The sequence below is a fragment of the Actinomadura sp. HBU206391 genome (assembly GCF_014323665.1).
Taxonomy (GTDB): domain Bacteria; phylum Actinomycetota; class Actinomycetes; order Streptosporangiales; family Streptosporangiaceae; genus Actinomadura_C.
This window is the reverse complement of the sequence record NZ_JABVEB010000010.1, coordinates 23,668-40,631: the sequence shown is the minus strand read 5'-3', so window position 1 is coordinate 40,631 and position 16,964 is coordinate 23,668. Positions and strand designations below refer to the sequence as shown.

Genomic DNA, 16,964 nt, shown 5'->3' with positions numbered 1-16,964 from the left:
CAGGCCACCGACCACGCGCGATGATCTTCGGCCGGTCGGCGGAGCGCCCGGGGTTCTCGCCCCGTCAGACGCTCCGCCGAGGATGCCTCCGGCGTCGTCACTCGTACTCCGTGCCGCCCTTACGGGTGAGGTAGGCCGGGGACACGAACTTGGCGATGGCGCGGCCGCCGGTGACCGAGCTGTAGCGACCCGTGGCCGACCTGACGACCAGTCCCTCGCGGAGGTGCGCGGACGTGCCCGAGACGGTCTCGTGGCCGGTCGCCAGCTCCATGAGCGCCGCCTGGTCGTACGGCCCCTCGTACAGGCGCGGTACGGCGGGCAGCTCCATCTTCGCGAGCACGTCGGCCAGCTCGCCGGGGTCCAGCCAGCGAATGATGCCGGGCACCTGCACGGCGATGTCGAAGACGGCGTAGCCGGGCCGTTCGCCGCCACCGGACGCGCCATAGCCCAGGTCCTGTACGCCCTTGCCGAAGACCTCGCCGAAGATGCCGACCCGCTCGGTGTCGAACAACTCGGCGATCCGGGCGGCCACGGCCGGCACGCCGTAGCTCTCGATCGCGCGCCAGTACAGGTTCGTGTCCGCGTGCGCGATGGCGAGCCGCTTGGAGCCGAACCCCTTGGAGGAGACGAAGTAGTCGCCCGGCACCGAGCCGTCGTCGCTCGAGGCGGTGCCACGCTCGTCGAGCGCCAGGGTGAACAGGCACGCCGTGCCGTGCACCTTCTCTGTCGCCACGACCGGCTCGCCGGGCTCGAAGATGGCGGGGTAGCGCTTGATGTCCTCGATCTCGATCCACGGGATCAGGTCGGGCGCGGGGAGCATCTCACCGGCCATGTGCACGGGAATGGGCGCCACCCACTTCGTGACTCCGAGGTCGGCCGCGAAGTTCCGGCCCTCCGCGTGCGCTGCGGCCAGGTCGACGTCGTCCACAGCCTTTGGACTGCACACGATGCCCTGCGAGAGCTCGCCGCGCAGCCGTACGGCCCTGACCCGGTTCTTCTGCGAGCCGGCCAGCCTGCCGGTCAGGCCGAGTTCCTCGATCAGGTCGTCGGGCAGCAGTGAGCCTTCGGGAATGTAGAGCGCCCAGTCGCCGGTGTTGTACTCGCCCTTGGCGACGACCGCCCGGTAGAGCCCGACCTGCGCAAGCTCGAGCGCGTCCGCATTGTCGTGGGGGTGGATCGTCAGCCGTTCCGCGGTGACCCGCAGCGTGGACATGTCATTCCCTTCGTGGGGGTTCCGGTCTTCCCCTGCCGTTCCGGTAAGGGTGACGACCGCTGGAGTCGCTGGCAACGCATTTTGCGCCCGTGCCCCGCCGGTCGCGACGGACGTTCCGTCCCATGCCTCCGGGGCAACATCCGCGAGCGTCTCCGAGAACGTCCACCGGTGGGCTCGAGTGGCCGTCCGTGGCGGGAGGATCGGGCGGACGGCCGTCCGGGCCCATGCGATCGGGCTCGCGTCGGCGACCGGGATTGGAGCCGTCGCCAGGGACGAGGCGGCGTGCCCGATCTTCTGGAGCCTGCCGTGGATCGTCAGGCCACGTGCGGATCCCCGCAGCGGGAAGGCGTGACGGTCCGCCGGCCGAGCGGCGGGATTCGCTCGTGGGCGGGGCCGATGCTCTGCCTCGTGAGATGACCCTCACCGGTTCCGGCCTCGGCCTCGGAGGTGCCACGGTCGTCCTGGGCTTCACCGGGTGAACGGTGGTGACGGGTGTCCGGGCGGCAGGGGGCTGGTGTACGGGCCGTGGTGGCGTCGGCGTTGGCGGTGCGGTCGGCGGCTCGGCTTCGCTGAGGACTCGCCGGATGAGGTCGGAGGTGTCGCCTGGAAGATCGGGGAGTGGTCGCCCACGTGCCTCACCAGCCGATCGGGCGCGGCTGCTCTCGGATGACTTGAGGCTGCGTACCTGCTGGATGAGTTTGCTGGTCTGGTCGTCGAGGGCCGCGAGGACGGATGCGGTCTGGCGTCGGGCATCGCCGGTGAGCTGCCGAAGTGACCGGCGGGCCGTGTTCACGGCTTCGAGTTGTCGCTGCGCCTCGCACTTTCCGCGATCGGCGTGGAACCCCAGCGTGACCAGTGCAAGCTACTTTCCGTAGGAGTTTCGTCACGAAGTGAAATGGGCTTGGGGGTCGACCGCGCGGCCTTGGAGCGCTTGAACTCGGACGCGGAGGATCGAAAATAACCGAACCGTACGGCCCGCAGGCGATCTGGGGTCGTGAACTGCGGCATTACCGGCTCGCGGCCGGTCTCACCCAGACCCGGCTCGGGGAGCTCATCCATTTCAGCGAGTCGCTGATCAGCGGTATCGAGACCGGTCAGCTGCCCGCCTCGGCCGACTTCGCACAGATCTGTGATGAGGCGCTCAACACCGGCGGTGCGCTGTCGCGGCTGCTGGACTGGCGCAAGGCCGACCGCTTCCCGAGTTGGTTCGGCGAATGGCCCAAGATCGAAGCCCAGGCCACCGTTCTGCGTACGTTCCAGCTATCAGTGGTCTATGGGTTACTGCAGACCAGGGATTACGCCCACGCGGTACTGGACGGCGACGAAGAGGCGGTCGCGGCCCGGCTGGAGCGACAGGAGCTTCTGGCCAGAGAGAGCCGCCTCCGCCCAAGTTGCGGTGCGTGCTGGATGAGGCCGTGCTGCTGCGCCCCATCGGGGACACCGAGACCATGCGGAAGCAGTTTGAGTAACTGATCGAGGCTGCGTCATCCCCTCGGATCACCATTCGAGTGGTCCCGCATGGGGTGCATCCTGGCACCCTCAGCCCCTTCGTAATCGCCTCTCTCAAAGCCGGAAACGGTGAGGTAGCGTACGTAGAAACGGCCGTACGAGGCGAGCTTGCACGCAATCCAGAGGACCTTGAGATCCTCACCGATCTCTGGGAATCCATCCAGGCGTGTGCTCTGCCCCAGCGTGAGTCCCTGCAACTCATCAGGAGAACGGCGGACGAGAAATGGACCTGACCGATGCCGTCTGGCGGAAGAGCAGCCGTAGTGGTCCCAATGGCGGGGACTGCGTCGAGGTGGCGACGCGGCTCGGGGTCGTGGCCGTCCGCGACTCCAAGAACCCGGACGGACCGGCCCTGACGTTCGAGCCCGAGGCCTGGCGCGCCTTCACCACGAAGATCAAGCGGGGCTGACGCCGTCAGAGCGACTCGGCGGATTTGACGTTCCAGTGTCGAACCTGGGCAGGATCGGCCCATGACGGCACAGGACAGCACAGAGAACGGCTTTCCTCCTGCCATCCAGATCTCGGGTAATGGGCTCCACCTGCGGGAATGGGCGGACGACGATCTGCCGGTGCTGGTCGAGCTCTTCGACGAGCCACAGATCCACCGCTGGACGCCGCTGTCCTCGCCGTTCGACCTCGCGGTCGCACAGGCCTACCTGTCCAAGGCCCGCGAAGATCGCACCGCCGGTCGGGGCATCCAGCTCGCGATCACGAGCGACGGGCGGAACGCTCAAGGCGAGATCCTGCTCTTCCGCCCCGATGCGGACGACCATGAGGTGGAACTCGCCTACGGCATCGGCGCACGGCACCGTCGGCAACGGCTGGCGGCCAGGGCGGTCGAGCTGATGACCGCTTACGCCTACGACGTGCTGGCGATGCGCCGGGTCGTCCTGCGGATCGACCCGGAGAACCTGGCCAGCGTCGCCGTCGCCCGCGCGACCGGCTTCCGGCTCACCGGCGACCACCCCGTGATCAAGGAGCGCGACGGTCGCCGCGTCAGCCTCCTGACGTGGTGCCATCACAGGGAACCGGACCAGATCCCGTCGAGCTGAAGCGTCCGCTCCCAGCGCGCTCGCCCGGTTCCCGGCATGGATTCGGATCGGGGTCTGGGTCTCTGGGCCCCACTGTGTACGCACGCGCATGGCTCGGGCCCGATCGAGTAACTCGAACGGGGGCCATCGTTAGACTGCGGCGATGCACACCGCCGACGAGTACCGGATCCCCGTGAGCCTCTCGCGAGTGCGCACGATCCAAGCACTGCTCGTGGCCTGCATTCTCTTGTCGCTGGTGACGCTGGTCCCCATGACTTTGGCCTCCGGAGCGGGGTATGCCTTGCTCCCGGTGATGCTCTGCGTACCGCTGCTCGTCGCGCTGTACCTCTTTCGGAGGGTGGAGGCCAGGCTGCGGCACCCACCGGTGCTCAACATCGAAGGTATCCGCGTCCGGGCGTTCGACTCGCCCGGCGGATACGACTTGATGATCCCCTGGGATCAGGTGCGCCGCATATGGCTCCTACAGGCCAATTCCCGGTACCTGATGATCCAGATATGCGATACCGACGAGTTGGTGGGCGGTCATCCTCTGCATGCGGCTCGATTGCGGGCCAGCGCGGCTCGGCATGGAGCGGAGTTCTGGTTCGATTTCCGCGATTCGATCGCCTTGTCAGACCGCTTGGACCAAGCCATCCGGCATTTCAGCGGTGGTCGCGTCCATCTCGAACGCGGTTGACGGCGAAACGACGATCCTTCGGTGACGGCCAAGCAGGCGCTGGAGAGCACATGCTCGTCGCACAGCCCTCCGTGTGGCCGATCACCGGCGCGAGATGATCGCCGACGGCGGCCCCGGTGACGAGCCGGGCCACAGCCCTGACCGCCGACTTCCGATGAGGGGATGAGCGACGTGGAGGCCGACGCCATGGACGTCGACGAGTGGTGGGGCCACATCGAGCGAGCGCGTGTGGCCGCCGGCGAACGGGCCGACGACCGCGATTCGCCCGATGATCCGCTGGTCGACATCCTGGTGGATCTGCTCGTCGCCCTGCCGCCCGATCAGATCATCGCGTTCGAGCGGCGGTTCTCCGAGGTGTGGCGCTCGGCTCACCAGTGGCGGCTGTGGGCGGCGGCCTACCTCATCGAGGGCGGATGCGGCGACGACGGCTTCATGGACTTTCGCGCCGGCCTGATCCTGCTCGGCCGTACGACCTTCACCCGCGCGGTCGACGATCCCGACTCGCTGGCCGACCTGCCCGTGGTGATCCGAATGGCCGATGGCGACGGGGGCTGGATCGGCTGTGAGGACATGAACCACGCAGCCCACACGGCGTACGAACGCGTACAGGGTGAGACCGACTCCTACGACGCGGCGATGTCCACCCCCGGATGGCCGGACCGGGCGGCGGGCGAGCGCTGGGATCTCGAGGACGACGACGAGATGCGCCGGCGCCTTCCTCGACTCGCCGAGCTGTTTCTCTGAGCGTCCGGTTCCCTGAGCGTCCGGGTTCCCGGCTTGGGCCCGGATTGGGTCCTGGGTCTCTGCCCGATCGTGCACGCACCCTGACATCGTTGAAGAAGAAGCCACGAGTCCCCGCCGGCCGATTCCCGATAGCCACCCTTGGGTCACATGCGACGATCGACAACGCCTCGCGAGCAAGGCTCGGGTCCGATCGAGTACATCGCGGTGGTCGCTCTCATCGCTCTCATCTCCAGCGCCGTGCTGGTCAGCGATGTCGGCGCCAAGGTGGTGGCCGCCTGCGAGTCCGCGATCTGCAGGGTGGCCGGCGCGGACTGTCCGGCCTTGCGGGCTGGGGACTCCGGCCGCGTGGAGCTGCCGGGTGCGGCCGCGATACCGGACAGATCACCCTCCCGGCCGCCGATTCCGAAACCCGTCTGCACCCCAGACCCCGGCGGCGCGTGGGTCGAGCGCCTCCACGCCCACAACGACTACGAGAACGCCAACCCGCTCGAGGACGCGCTCGGCAACGGCGCGACGAGCGTCGAACCGGATGTCTGGCTCGACGAGAACGGCCGGCTCCAGCTCAAGCATGATGAAACCGACCGGTCCCGGGGAACGCTCCGCGACGTCTACGTCGACCCGCTCATTGCGCGGGCCGCGAAGAACGGGGGACAGATCTACCAGGGTCGTGACCAGCCGTTCGAGCTCATCCTGGAGGTCAAGCACGGCGATGACAGTGTCTATCAGAAGATCCTCGATGAGACCCGCGGGCTGCCTCCCGGCGTACACGTGATCATCCCGGACGGCACTCCGGGAGCGAGCATGGGCAAGCAGCCGCCAGGGGTCTTCTTCTACGGCACCTTGGGCAAGGACTGTTCGCTTCCGTTGGAACTCGATCCGGCCAACCCGCGGTACGACCGGGAACGCGCGAAGCACTACACCATGCTGAACGGCGCCTGGGCCGACTGCGCCGACCGGGACAAGAACGGCAAGATCAGTGAATCGGAGCAGGAGGCGTTCAACGAAGTCGTGCGGAGGGCGCATGACGCCGGGCTGAAGGTGCGGATCTGGGGAGGGCCCGACGGCACGAAACGGCTCGGCAGCAACAAGTCGCCGGGCGAGTTCGCCTCCTGCCCGCGTCGACCCTGGGCGCAGAAGTGCGATCGAAGTGCCCAGCGGGCATGGTGGCGCGCCCAGCAGGATGCCGGCGCCGATTACCTCGTCACCAACCATCTCGGCCAGGGAGGGACGTTCCTGCGCACCTGTGGGGACGAGAAATAGCGCCCGACCGCTGCCGGCCATCGGCGACCGTAGGCACGGTGACGCGGGATGGCATCCCTTCGGAGGTGCCGACCAGGACCGCGGTCGCTTGGATCGAAGCCTCGTCGCCGTGTGCCAGGAGATCGTACGGCGGTGTCTCCGGCGTGACCGGCCCCGCCCGTACCAGATCCAGGCGGCGATCAACGCCGTCCACAGCGACGTGCCGGCCACTGCCGGGGACTGGCTGCAGATCCTGCAGCTGTACGACCAGTTGCTCTCACCCGCCCCGCCGCCGTCAGGCCCTCATCGCCGATTGACGAGGCCTGCTCCGCCCGTCGCGGCGGGTAGGACGCCCGTTCCCGGGTGGAGGGCGCATGCAAGATCACCATGTGGAGTACGGTGTGCCGTAGCCCTGGCGACGGGATCCACGGACCGGCATCGCTGCGGGGCCGATCTCGCTGGAGGGCCGCGATGGACATCGACGCGTGGTGGGGCTTCGTCGAGCGCGCGAGAGCATCGGCGGGGGACCGCGCCGACGACCGTGACCCGCCGAACGACCCGCTCGTTCCCCACCTGGTCGACCAGCTCGCCGCGCTTCCCCCGGAGCAGATCATCGCGTTCGGGGGGACGTTCTCCGAAATATGGAGTTCGGCCTATCGGTATTCGCTGTGGGGAGCGGCCTACCTCATCGAGGGAGGGTGCGGCGACGACGGTTTCATGGACTTCCGTGCCGGTCTGATCCTCCTCGGACGCGACACGTTCACGCGGGCGCTGGAGGATCCCGACTCGCTCGCCGAGCTGCCCGTCGTGAACCGGATGGCCCACGACGACAAGGGCTGGATCGGCTGCGAGGGCATGAACTACGTGTCGCGCATCGCCTACGGCCGCCGGCAGGGCGAGACCGACTCTTACGACGCTTATCACGAGGCATTGCCACGGCCCGGACGTCTCGAACCGCCGACGGGCGAGAACTGGGACTTCGAGGACGAGGACGAGATGCGCAGGCGCCTTCCGCGCCTCGCCGAACTGTTCCTCTGAGCGCCCGGTTCTGTACGCGCGGTTCTGTACGCGCGGTTCGCTCAGCGGCTGGTCCCCTGAAGCGCCCGGTATCTTCCTGAGCGGCCGCTTCTCTTCGGTTCTGTCGGCGGCGGGTGGCAGAGTGCCCGCCATGTCTCTTGGAACCGTGGTCATGACAGGCGCCGCCGGGCTGGTCGGGTCCGCGTTGCGCGCCCCGCTGCGCGCCGAGGTGGAACGGCTGGTCCTGGTCGACCGAGCGCCGTTGACCGCGGAGTCGCCCGTCGAAGTCGTACGCCAGGTCGACCTGTCGAGCGCCGAGGTCGTGGCAGAGGTCGTCGAGGGGGCCGACGCGGTGATCCACCTCGCGGGCGTCGCCGACGAGGCTCCGCTCCCCGAACTGCTCCACGGCAACGTGCTCGGTACTCACCATGTTCTGGAGGCGGCACGGCGTACCGGCGTCGGGCGTGTGGTGCTGGCCGGCAGCAACCGGCTGACCGGCTGTTACCCGACCTCCGAGACGGTGTCGCCAGAGATGCCGCCGCGGCCCGACGGCATGTACGGCGTCAGCAAGGTCGCCGTCGAGGCGCTGGCACGGCTGTACGCGGACAAGTTCGGCCTGCGCGTGGTGTGCCTGCGCATCGGCAGCCTCGAAGACGAGCCGAACGAGGTACGTCACCTGGCGACGTGGCTGAGCCCGCGCGACTGCGCCGGCATCGTGCTGGCCTCGCTGACCGCGCCCGAGGCCGGCTTCGCCGTGCACTACGCCGTCTCGGCCAACTCCCGCCGCTTCTGGAAACTGCCCGACGAGATCGGCTACACACCACAGGACGACGCCGAGCGCTATGCCGACCGGTTCCCCGAAGCCGACGCGTTCTTCGCCGGGCCGGGGCCGCAGGGCGGCGACTACGCGGCCGCCGACTACACCCTCCGGCACATCACGTCCTGATCGGCGCGACGTGCGCCGCGACCGCCCTTGTCGGCCGTCGAATGTGCGACCCGTGCGACCCGTGCGGGTCGTCCGGCGGAGGTTGGCGTGGTGTGGAATGGCACGGCGTGGCGTGGCGGGCGTGCGGATAATCGTTCGCGATCGCCGAATGGTCGACCTAGTGTCGACAGGGTGCTGAGCTCATCACAGCTGAAGGACTTCGCCGAACGCGGGTTCCTCCTGCTGCCGCAGGCCGTGCCGCCGGAGCTGGTGACGGCCGCGTCGCAGTTCATCGACGAGACGATCGAGCGTGATCCGCCGGGTGCCGGTGTTCGCGGCCCGCACTTCTACTTTCCGGAAACCGACAAGGCGCCATCGCTGCTCAACGTGCTGACGGAGACCCCGGTCTTCTCGACGGCCGAGGCGCTGACCGGCCCGGGCACCCTGGACGTGCCGTGGCAGGTACAGATCGCCCTGAACATTCCTCCGTTCCCGCACCGACCCGGCTCGCACCACCTCGACGGTGGTTCGCCGTGCGAGCCGGACGGCCGCCCAGGGACGTTCACGATGCTCGTCGGGGTGCTGATGTCGGGCCAGCTCAGCGACGACGAGGGGAACCTGTGGGTGTGGCCGGGCACCCATCTGACCCACGCGGAGTACTTCCGCGGGCACGGCCCCGACGCGTTCTTCGAAGCGGCCGGCTATCCGCCGATCACGCTCCCCGAGCCCGAGCGGATCCACGGCCGGGCCGGCGACGTGCTGCTCGCCCACTATCTGCTCGGCCACAACATCGGCGGGAACACCTCCGATGCCGTACGCCGGGCTCTGTACTTCCGGGTCAAGCGGTCGGGCCACGACCCGCGCTGGCGCGAGTTCCTGCAGGATCCCTGGCTGGACTACGATCCCGTCCGACTCATCGCGGGCTGATCGGGAGTCGAGGTGTCCCTGTGGCCGGAGGCCCCCGGCGCCGGTACCGCTACGTCGGTCCGGCCGAACTCTCCGATGAGGTCCGTCCCGGTGGCGAGGCCGTCGTCATCGGCTGCCAGGCGGATCTCGACCGGTGGTTGAAGGGTCGCGGTGGCGTCCAGGATCTCGACGAGCCGTTCACGTTCGTCGTCGGCCTCGATGGGCTGCTCCGGCTGGCGCCACGACGCAGTGAGCACGTCGCGTGCGCGGGCGGCCGGGACGTACTCGCCGCGGGTGAGGTGCGTTTCGCGGGTACGGCCGGCGAGTGGTCGGTGGCCCAGGTCAGCAATCAGTCGACGGGCTATTGCCCCGACCCCGACTGCTGGCCCGCGGTGGCGGGCGCCCTCGAACGGGCCGGCCTGCCGCACCCGGGCGACTTCACCGACAAGCTGCTGTTCCGCCGATGCCCGGGGTGCGGTGAGCGCAATGTGGTCAAAGACCGCTACTTCTTCTGCGACCTGTGCGGCGCCATGCTGCCCGAACACTGGAACTTCGACTGCTGGGCGTAGCTCGGCCGGGTCGACGTTCTGTTCACTTCGCGGTCCACGCTCGTCGGGCGGCCGCGCCGAGGCCTCCACCGTGATGACCGTGGCGGTAATGCAGCCATGTGCCAAGCGCGTTCGCCTACGTGCAAAATATATACGTTGGTGCATTTGTGGCAATATGCGCCAATTAGATTAAACGAGCTGCGTTGCCGGAGCTTTGGATTCATCGATTTCCCATTGCCATTCGAACATCAGTGCGATAGATTAGGTGTCGTAAGCATCCGACCCACTTCCACCCCTCACCTGCGTTGGAGCCACTGGTGTCTGAACCTTGTGCTGTGGTTTCGCCGTCATGTGCGGTGGAGGCGTTGGCGATGGTGGAGGCGGCGTGGGATTTCCTGAATGGTGAGGATCTGCCGACTTTGCCGGTGTCGACGCAGGCCGAGTTATTACAGGCGTGGTCGCGGTTGCAGGCCAAGGAAAGTGCCGCATACGCGAGCTTGATCGGTGCGTTCCATGCCGCCAATGGCCCCGCTGCGGATGGGCAGCGTTCGGTGGGGGCGTGGTTGGCGAGGTTCACCCGTTGTACGCCGGCCGCGGGTCGGCGGGCGGTGGGGTGGTCGTTGCGGCAGCTTGGTCACGCGCACGTCCACCAGTCTCTCTCCGACGGGCAGGTGGCCGAGTCGGTGGGTCAGTCGATCACCGACCTGGTGAAGGCCTTCGAACCGGCCGACCGCGACACTGTCGAGGACATCTTGACCGAGGCCGCCCGCTCCGGCGCCGAACTCGGTGATCTGGTCGAGATCCACAACGCCGCTCTCCGCCGGCTCCGTCCGAATGGCCTGGAGGATGAGGAGGCCCGGCGGGATGCCGAACGTAACCTGACGCTGTCGAAGACTTTGGGTGGGGTGGGTCGGCTCAATGGGGATCTGACCGCCGAGGGAACGGCGTTGGCCGAGACGGTGATCGAGGCGCTCGCGGTGAGGCAAGGCCCGGAAGACACCCGCACCAAGACACAGCGCCGCCACGACGCCCTGGTCGAGGCCATGCGCCGCTTGGCCGCCTCCGATCTGCTTCCGGAACGTGGTGGGTCCAAGCCGCAGGTGAAGGTCGACATGGACCTGGCCACGTTGCGGAACCTCCCCGGCTCCCGCCAAGCCGAACGGGAATGGATAGAGCACACCGCCGCCAACCTGGCCCGCCGCCGCTTCCACGGCGACACCACCAACGACCTCTTCCTCCACGACGACGGCCGTACGAACGACCCGCCGTCTGAGCCGCCGTCTGAGCCGCCGTCCGGGTCGGCGTCCGGGTCGCCGTCCGGGTCGGCATCCGCAGACGGCATCCAGGCCGACGCCGAGACCGGCACCGGTGTGAACACCGATCCGGATAACGGCCATGCGCACCAGACCGACGCCGAGGGCGACGCACAAGCCGACACCGAAACGACCCAGCGCGGCATTCAGTCGGACTCCGACACCGACTCCGACACCGGCCAGGTGACCGAACCGGGCACCAGGCCGGTCGATGGCCTGGACGCCGGACCGGCCGATGGCCGTGAAGGCGGTCACCTCGTCCGCGCCTACGATGGACTCGTCCCTGATGCGGGCAGTGGACTCGGCAGTGAACGGGTCGGTGCGTCCGATGCCGACCGGTCGATGCGCCCGCCGGGTCCGGTTCAGCCGAGACTGCCGGGACTGGACGAGGGCGCGGTGCTGGAGGGCATCGGCGCCATCAGCAATACCCTGGCCGCCGCACTCGCCTGCGACTCGACCATCACCCCCACCGTGACCGCCGACATCGACTACGACGCCCTTAACGCCATGACCGACCAATGGCTCACCCACTGCTTACCGCAGTCCACGACGGGCGCCACCTGCACTGACATCGGATGCGGATGCGATCCGGGTAGCTGCCTGCATGCACGGCGACCGTTGGATGCAGGCAGCTATTCCCGTTTGCAGGCCGGGATGCTCCGCTGGGCCATCCAAGTTCTTTCCGGGCCCCGCGGGCTCGCCTCGTACCTACGCACCCGCCTCCTCGACCGCCCACTCGCCGGCCCGAGCATCGTCCTCGACGCCGGAAAAGACGACAAGACCGTGCCTGCCGCGCTGGAAAGGTCGGTGCGGCGCCGAGACCAGCGGTGCCGCTTCCCCGGGTGTGACCATCCGGCGTCGCTGTCGCAGGTCCATCACATCGTCCCACGGTCGAAGGACGGGCCCACCGAACTGTGGAACCTGCTGACGCTGTGCAGCTTCCACCACCTCATCGCCGTGCACAGCTGGGGTTGGGAGATACGCCTCGACCCCGATGGAAGCACCACCGCCACCGCACCAGACGGCCGCGAAATCCACGAACACAGCCCACCCGGAACACCACCCCTCTGGGCCGCCTGAAACAACGGCACCCTCGGTCCCCGCTAGAGCCGTCCCGGATGTAGCCCCCGGCCGGGTCGACGTTCTGTTCCGACGGGGCTGCGGGATCGTCACCCCTGGGTTCGGGTGTAGTCCGTGAGTTCGGCGAGGTAGCCGTCCTTGACCGCACGGGGCAGCCAACTGATCTCGAAGGCGTTCTGCTCCAGCCGGGCGAGGTCGCCGGTGGTCAGGTCGAGGGCCTGGTGCACCGCCTGCAGATTCTCGGTCACGTAGGCGAGGAAGTAGGCCGGGTCGTCGGAGTTCACGGTGACCCGCAGGCCCAGGTCGAGCATGCGCCGGATCTCCTCGGCCTTGATCCCGTCGGTGACGAAGCCGTTCGAGACTGGGCAGACGGTGAAGCCGAGCCCGCGCCGTTGGATCTCCTCGACCAGTGACGAGTCGTCGAGCGCGTTCACCCCGTGGTCGATGCGGTCGACGCCGATGACGTCGAGACACTGCCGGATGTGCGTGACGGAGTTCTCCTGATCGACGTCGCAGTGCATGGTCAGCAGGTAACCCTCCTGCCGGGCACGGGCGAAGACCTGCTCGAACTTGACGGGAGGGTTGCCACGCTCGTCGGAGTCGAGCCCGACGCCCACGATCCATTCCCGGTACGGGAGCGACTCCATCAGCGTCGCCATGGCGTACCCCGCGGAGAGGTCGCGCAGGAAGCACATGATGAGCTGCGCTCGGATGCCGAGCGTACGCTCGGCGTCGAGGATCGCCCGCCGCAGCCCGCGGATCACGATGTCGAAGGGCACGCCTCGCGACGTGTGCGCCTGCGGATCGAAGAAGATCTCCGCGTAGCGCACGTTCTGCGACACGGCCTTGGCGAGATAGGCGTACGCCAGATCGTAGAAGTCCGGCTCGGTTCGCAGGACGTCCATGCTCTCGTAGTAGCCGACCAGGAACGAGGTGAGGCTGTCGAAGCTGTACGCCGCACGCGCCTCTTCGACCGTCGCGTGCGGAAGTTCGATGCCGTTGCGCTCGGCCAGCCGGAATTTCAGCTCCGGCTCCAGCGTGCCCTCGATGTGCAGGTGCAGTTCGCACTTGGGCAGCCCCGCGATGAAGTCGTCCATGCCACTCCCTCAGACCGATCCGCTCGTTGTCGGAATCCATCCGTCAGCAGATCGGTGACCCGGGGCGGGCGTCAAGCCGTCATTCGCACCGGTCGAGAACGGCCTCGGCCTTCAGGTCCGGATCGCGCACGCGCGGCCCTCACGGCCGGGCGGCCCGGCGGCCCGGCGGCCCGATGACGGTGCCGTGACGATGTCGGTCGGCGGGCGGCCCGTTCGTCGGTGGGGGCGAGGGCGGATCCGTGCCGATGGATCCGCGAGAGGAGGCATCGAATGCGGGACACGGATGTACGAGCGGCGATCGCGGCCGAGCGCCGGGACCTCGCGGCCCTGCTGGGTGAACTGCCGGCCGAGCGATGGGACGCGCCGTCGCTGTGCGCCGGGTGGCGGGTACGCGAGGTCGTGGCGCACATGACCATGCCGTTTCGGTCCTCGTTGCCCGGTTTTCTGTGGCAGCTCGTACGAGCGCGGGGGAACTTCGACCGGATGGCCGACCGGTCCGCCCGCCGCGACGCGGCACTACTGCCGGCCGAGGAACTCCTCGGCTCGCTGCGCGAGAACGCGACGCACCCGTGGAAGCCACCGGGGGGCGGTTTCGAGGGCGCTCTGTCCCACGACGTGATCCATGGTCTGGACATCACGGTCGCTCTGGGCCTGGCCCGGAAGGTCCCCGAGGATCGGCTGGGCATCGTGTTGCGAGGCGTTCGCCCGAAGCAGGTCAAGTACTTCGGAGTGGATCTGGACGGCATCGAGTTGCGTGCCGACGACCTGGACTGGTCCTACGGGTCGGGGGCGCCGCTGAGCGGCGCCGCCCAGGATCTGCTGCTCGTGCTGTGCGGCCGCAGCCTGCCGGAGGGGCGGCTGCGCGGCGGGCCGAGCGCACGTTTCTCCGCCCGATGATCTCCGCCGGATGAGCCCAGAACGCCGTTCAGTGTCGGCGAACGAACCACGGACGGGCGACTTCGTGGTGCGTTTCCCGACACTGAACGGCGCTGGAGTGTGTGTTAGCAGCGCTACTTGTCGAACGAGACCGCAGCGGGCTGCGCCGGCCCGACGGTGAGGGCGTCGGCGGCCTCGTCGAGGTCGACGACCACCTCGTCCCCGTCGCGTACCTCGCCGGACAGCAGCGAGCGGGCGAGCCGGTCGCCGATCGCGCTCTGCACGAGACGGCGCAGCGGGCGGGCACCGTACACCGGGTCGTAGCCGGTGACCGCCAGCCACTCACGCGCGGCCTCGGTGACGGTCAGCGCCAGCTGCCGGTCGGCCAGCCGCGCGGCCAGCCGGTCCACCTGGAGATCGACGATCCGGGTGAGCTCGTCGGTGGTCAGCGCGTCGAAGATGATGACGTCGTCGAGCCGGTTGAGGAACTCGGGCTTGAAGCTCTTGCGCACTGCGGTCATCACGGCATCGCGCTTGACGCCGTTCTCCAACGTCGGATCGACCAGGAACTGCGAGCCAAGGTTCGACGTCATGATCAGGATGGTGTTGCGGAAGTCGACCGTACGGCCCTGGCCGTCGGTGAGCCGTCCGTCGTCGAACACCTGCAGCAGGATGTCGAAGACCTCCGGGTGGGCCTTCTCCACCTCGTCGAGGAGCACCACGCCGTACGGACGGCGCCGGACGGCCTCGGTGAGCTGCCCGCCCTCCTCGTAACCGATGTAGCCGGGCGGGGCGCCGACCAGCCGGGCGACGGAGTGCTTCTCGCCGTACTCGCTCATGTCGATCCGGGTCATGGCCCGCTCGTCGTCGAACAGGAAGTCGGCGAGGGCCTTGGCCAGCTCGGTCTTGCCGACACCGGTCGGGCCGAGGAACAGGAACGCGCCGGTCGGCCGGTCGGGGTCGGAGATGCCCGTGCGGGCCCGCCGTACGGCGTCCGAGACGGCTTCGACCGCCGCGGACTGGCCGATGAGCCGGCGGCCCAGCTCGTCCTCCATCCGCAGCAGCTTGCCGGTCTCGCCCTCGAGCAGCCGGCCGACGGGCACGCCCGTCCACGACGAGACGACCTCGGCGACGTCGTCGGGGCCGACCTCCTCCTTGACCATGGCCTCGCGGTTCTCCGCGGCCTCGGAGGCGGCGGCGAGTTCCTTCTCCAGCTCCGGGATCTCGCCGTACGTGAGGCGGGCTGAGGTCTCGAGGTCGCCGTCGCGCTGGGCGCGTTGGGCCTCACCGCGCAACCGGTCGATCCGCTTCTTGAGCTCGCCGACCTTGTTGAGCCCGGCCTTCTCCTGGTCCCAGCGGCTGACGAGGGCGTTGAGCTGCTCCTGCTTGTCGGCGAGATCCCGCTGGATCCGCTCCAGTCGCTGCTTGGAGGCGTCGTCGGACTCCTTGGAGAGCGCCATCTCCTCCATCTTCAGCCGGTCGACGGCACGCTGCAGCACATCGATCTCGACCGGGCGGGAGTCGATCTCCATCCGCAGCCGGGAGGCGGCCTCGTCGACCAGGTCGATGGCCTTGTCGGGCAGGAACCGCGCGGTGATGTACCGGTCGGACAGCGTCGAGGCGGCGACCAGCGCCGAGTCGGCGATCTGCACCTGGTGGTGCGCCTCGTACCGGCCCTTGAGCCCGCGCAGGATCGCGATGGTGTCCTCGACGGACGGCTCGCCGACGAAGACCTGCTGGAACCGGCGTTCCAGCGCGGGGTCCTTCTCGATCCGCTCGCGGTACTCGTCGAGCGTGGTCGCGCCGATCATGCGCAGCTCACCGCGGGCCAGCATGGGCTTGAGCATGTTGCCCGCGTCCATCGCGCCCTCGGCCGCGCCCGCCCCGACCATGGTGTGCAGCTCGTCGATGAACGTGATGATCTGGCCGTCGCTCTGCTTGATCTCGCCCAGTACGGCCTTGAGCCGCTCTTCGAACTCGCCGCGGTACTTCGCGCCGGCGACCATGGCACTGAGGTCGAGCGAGACCAGTCGCTTGTTCCGCAGCGACTCGGGAACGTCGCCGGCGACGATCCGCTGTGCCAGGCCCTCGACGACGGCGGTCTTGCCGACGCCCGGTTCGCCGATGAGCACCGGGTTGTTCTTCGTCCTTCTGCTGAGCACCTGCACGACCCGGCGGATCTCGGCGTCGCGGCCGATCACCGGGTCGAGCCTGCCCTCACGGGCGTGCTCGGTGAGGTCGACGCCGTACTTCTCCAGCGCCTGGTAGGTGTCCTCGGGGTTCTCGCTGGTCACCTTGGCATGGCCGCGGACCTTCTCGAACGCGTCCAGCAGGGCCTTCGGAGTCGCTCCGGCCTTGCGCAGCAGCGCGCCGGCGGTGTCGCGTTCGTTGTCGGCCAGCCCGACCAGCAGGTGCTCGGTGGAGACGTACTCGTCCTCGAGCTGCTTGGCGCGGTTGGCTGCGGTGTTGATGGCGACGAGCCACGGGCGGGAGTACTGCGGCGCCCCGACCGTCGAGCCCGCGGCCTTGGGCAGGGCGGCCAGAGCCTCCTCGGCCTGGCGGCGCAGCGCCCGCCCGTCGGCGCCGACGGCCTCGAGCAGGGGGCCGGCGATGCCGTCGGCCTGGCCGAGCAGCGCCACCAGCAGATGGACCGGCTCCACCTGCGGGTTACCCTTGGTGGCCGCCCGCCGGACGGCGGCGGACACGGCCTCCTGACTTCTCTGCGTCAGCTTGTAGTCCACGCCTGTCCCCTCCCTGTCCCCTGTGGCG

General features: G+C 68.6%; 15 protein-coding genes and 2 pseudogenes. 14 read left to right on the top strand and 3 right to left on the bottom strand.

Going from position 1 to position 16,964, the window contains the following annotated elements; translation table 11 throughout:
• Positions 1–97: 97 nt before the first annotated feature.
• The gene (locus tag HKK72_RS06830) at positions 98–1,213 is read right to left on the bottom strand and encodes an RNA ligase (ATP) (protein WP_187233392.1); all 1,116 of its coding nucleotides are present in this window, start codon (positions 1,211–1,213) and stop codon (positions 98–100) included.
• A gap of 323 nt (positions 1,214–1,536) precedes the next feature.
• On the opposite strand from HKK72_RS06830, the gene HKK72_RS06825 reads away from it, so the two are divergent.
• From HKK72_RS06825 to HKK72_RS06770, 13 genes and pseudogenes are all read left to right on the top strand, one after another.
• The gene (locus HKK72_RS06825; RefSeq protein WP_187233391.1) at positions 1,537–1,692 is read left to right on the top strand and encodes a hypothetical protein; all 156 of its coding nucleotides are present in this window, start codon (positions 1,537–1,539) and stop codon (positions 1,690–1,692) included.
• A gap of 478 nt (positions 1,693–2,170) precedes the next feature.
• Positions 2,171–2,581 (top strand): annotated as a pseudogene (locus HKK72_RS42675) (Scr1 family TA system antitoxin-like transcriptional regulator); the annotation flags it as partial.
• Between the two features lie 23 nt (positions 2,582–2,604).
• Positions 2,605–2,955, top strand: a pseudogene (locus tag HKK72_RS42670) (DUF5753 domain-containing protein).
• Positions 2,946–3,131, top strand: coding sequence for a DUF397 domain-containing protein (locus HKK72_RS06815; protein ID WP_187233390.1), 186 nt, complete (start codon positions 2,946–2,948; stop codon positions 3,129–3,131). Before HKK72_RS42670 ends, HKK72_RS06815 begins: the two are co-directional and overlap by 10 nt.
• 61 nt (positions 3,132–3,192) lie before the next feature.
• Entirely contained in the window at positions 3,193–3,774 is a 582-nt protein-coding gene (locus HKK72_RS06810) for a GNAT family N-acetyltransferase (RefSeq protein WP_187233389.1), read from the top strand.
• A gap of 142 nt (positions 3,775–3,916) precedes the next feature.
• Positions 3,917–4,450: a hypothetical protein gene (locus tag HKK72_RS06805; RefSeq protein WP_187233388.1), complete on the top strand. Its 534-nt coding sequence runs from the start codon at positions 3,917–3,919 to the stop codon at positions 4,448–4,450.
• A gap of 162 nt (positions 4,451–4,612) precedes the next feature.
• Positions 4,613–5,194 carry a DUF4240 domain-containing protein gene (locus HKK72_RS06800; protein ID WP_222720419.1) on the top strand — a complete coding sequence of 194 codons (582 nt, stop codon included), beginning with the start codon at positions 4,613–4,615 and terminating at the stop codon, positions 5,192–5,194.
• Positions 5,195–5,341: 147 nt separating this feature from the next.
• Positions 5,342–6,454, top strand: coding sequence for a hypothetical protein (locus tag HKK72_RS06795; protein ID WP_187233387.1), 1,113 nt, complete (start codon positions 5,342–5,344; stop codon positions 6,452–6,454).
• Between the two features lie 450 nt (positions 6,455–6,904).
• Positions 6,905–7,471, top strand: a complete 567-nt coding sequence (locus tag HKK72_RS06790) for a DUF4240 domain-containing protein (protein ID WP_187233386.1) — start codon at positions 6,905–6,907, stop codon at positions 7,469–7,471.
• Between the two features lie 130 nt (positions 7,472–7,601).
• Positions 7,602–8,396 (top strand): NAD-dependent epimerase/dehydratase family protein, encoded by a 795-nt coding sequence (locus HKK72_RS06785; protein ID WP_187233385.1) that lies wholly within the window; start codon positions 7,602–7,604, stop codon positions 8,394–8,396.
• A gap of 171 nt (positions 8,397–8,567) precedes the next feature.
• On the top strand, positions 8,568–9,302 hold the full coding sequence (locus HKK72_RS06780) for a phytanoyl-CoA dioxygenase family protein (protein ID WP_187233384.1): 735 nt from the start codon (positions 8,568–8,570) through the stop codon (positions 9,300–9,302).
• A 20-nt stretch (positions 9,303–9,322) separates the two neighbouring features.
• Positions 9,323–9,850: a hypothetical protein gene (locus HKK72_RS06775; RefSeq protein ID WP_187233383.1), complete on the top strand. Its 528-nt coding sequence runs from the start codon at positions 9,323–9,325 to the stop codon at positions 9,848–9,850.
• Positions 9,851–10,200: 350 nt separating this feature from the next.
• The gene (locus tag HKK72_RS06770; RefSeq protein WP_261986611.1) at positions 10,201–12,222 is read left to right on the top strand and encodes an HNH endonuclease signature motif containing protein; all 2,022 of its coding nucleotides are present in this window, start codon (positions 10,201–10,203) and stop codon (positions 12,220–12,222) included.
• An 89-nt stretch (positions 12,223–12,311) separates the two neighbouring features.
• Here HKK72_RS06770 and add read toward each other — a convergent pair whose 3' ends face one another.
• Complete coding sequence (gene add / locus HKK72_RS06765) at positions 12,312–13,319, bottom strand: adenosine deaminase (RefSeq protein ID WP_187233381.1); 1,008 nt, start codon at positions 13,317–13,319, stop codon at positions 12,312–12,314.
• A gap of 270 nt (positions 13,320–13,589) precedes the next feature.
• On the opposite strand from add, the gene HKK72_RS06760 reads away from it, so the two are divergent.
• Entirely contained in the window at positions 13,590–14,216 is a 627-nt protein-coding gene (locus tag HKK72_RS06760) for a maleylpyruvate isomerase family mycothiol-dependent enzyme (RefSeq protein ID WP_187233380.1), read from the top strand.
• 113 nt (positions 14,217–14,329) lie between these two features.
• Here HKK72_RS06760 and clpB read toward each other — a convergent pair whose 3' ends face one another.
• Positions 14,330–16,936 carry an ATP-dependent chaperone ClpB gene (gene clpB, locus HKK72_RS06755; protein ID WP_187233379.1) on the bottom strand — a complete coding sequence of 869 codons (2,607 nt, stop codon included), beginning with the start codon at positions 16,934–16,936 and terminating at the stop codon, positions 14,330–14,332.
• Between the last annotated feature and the right edge of the window lie 28 nt (positions 16,937–16,964).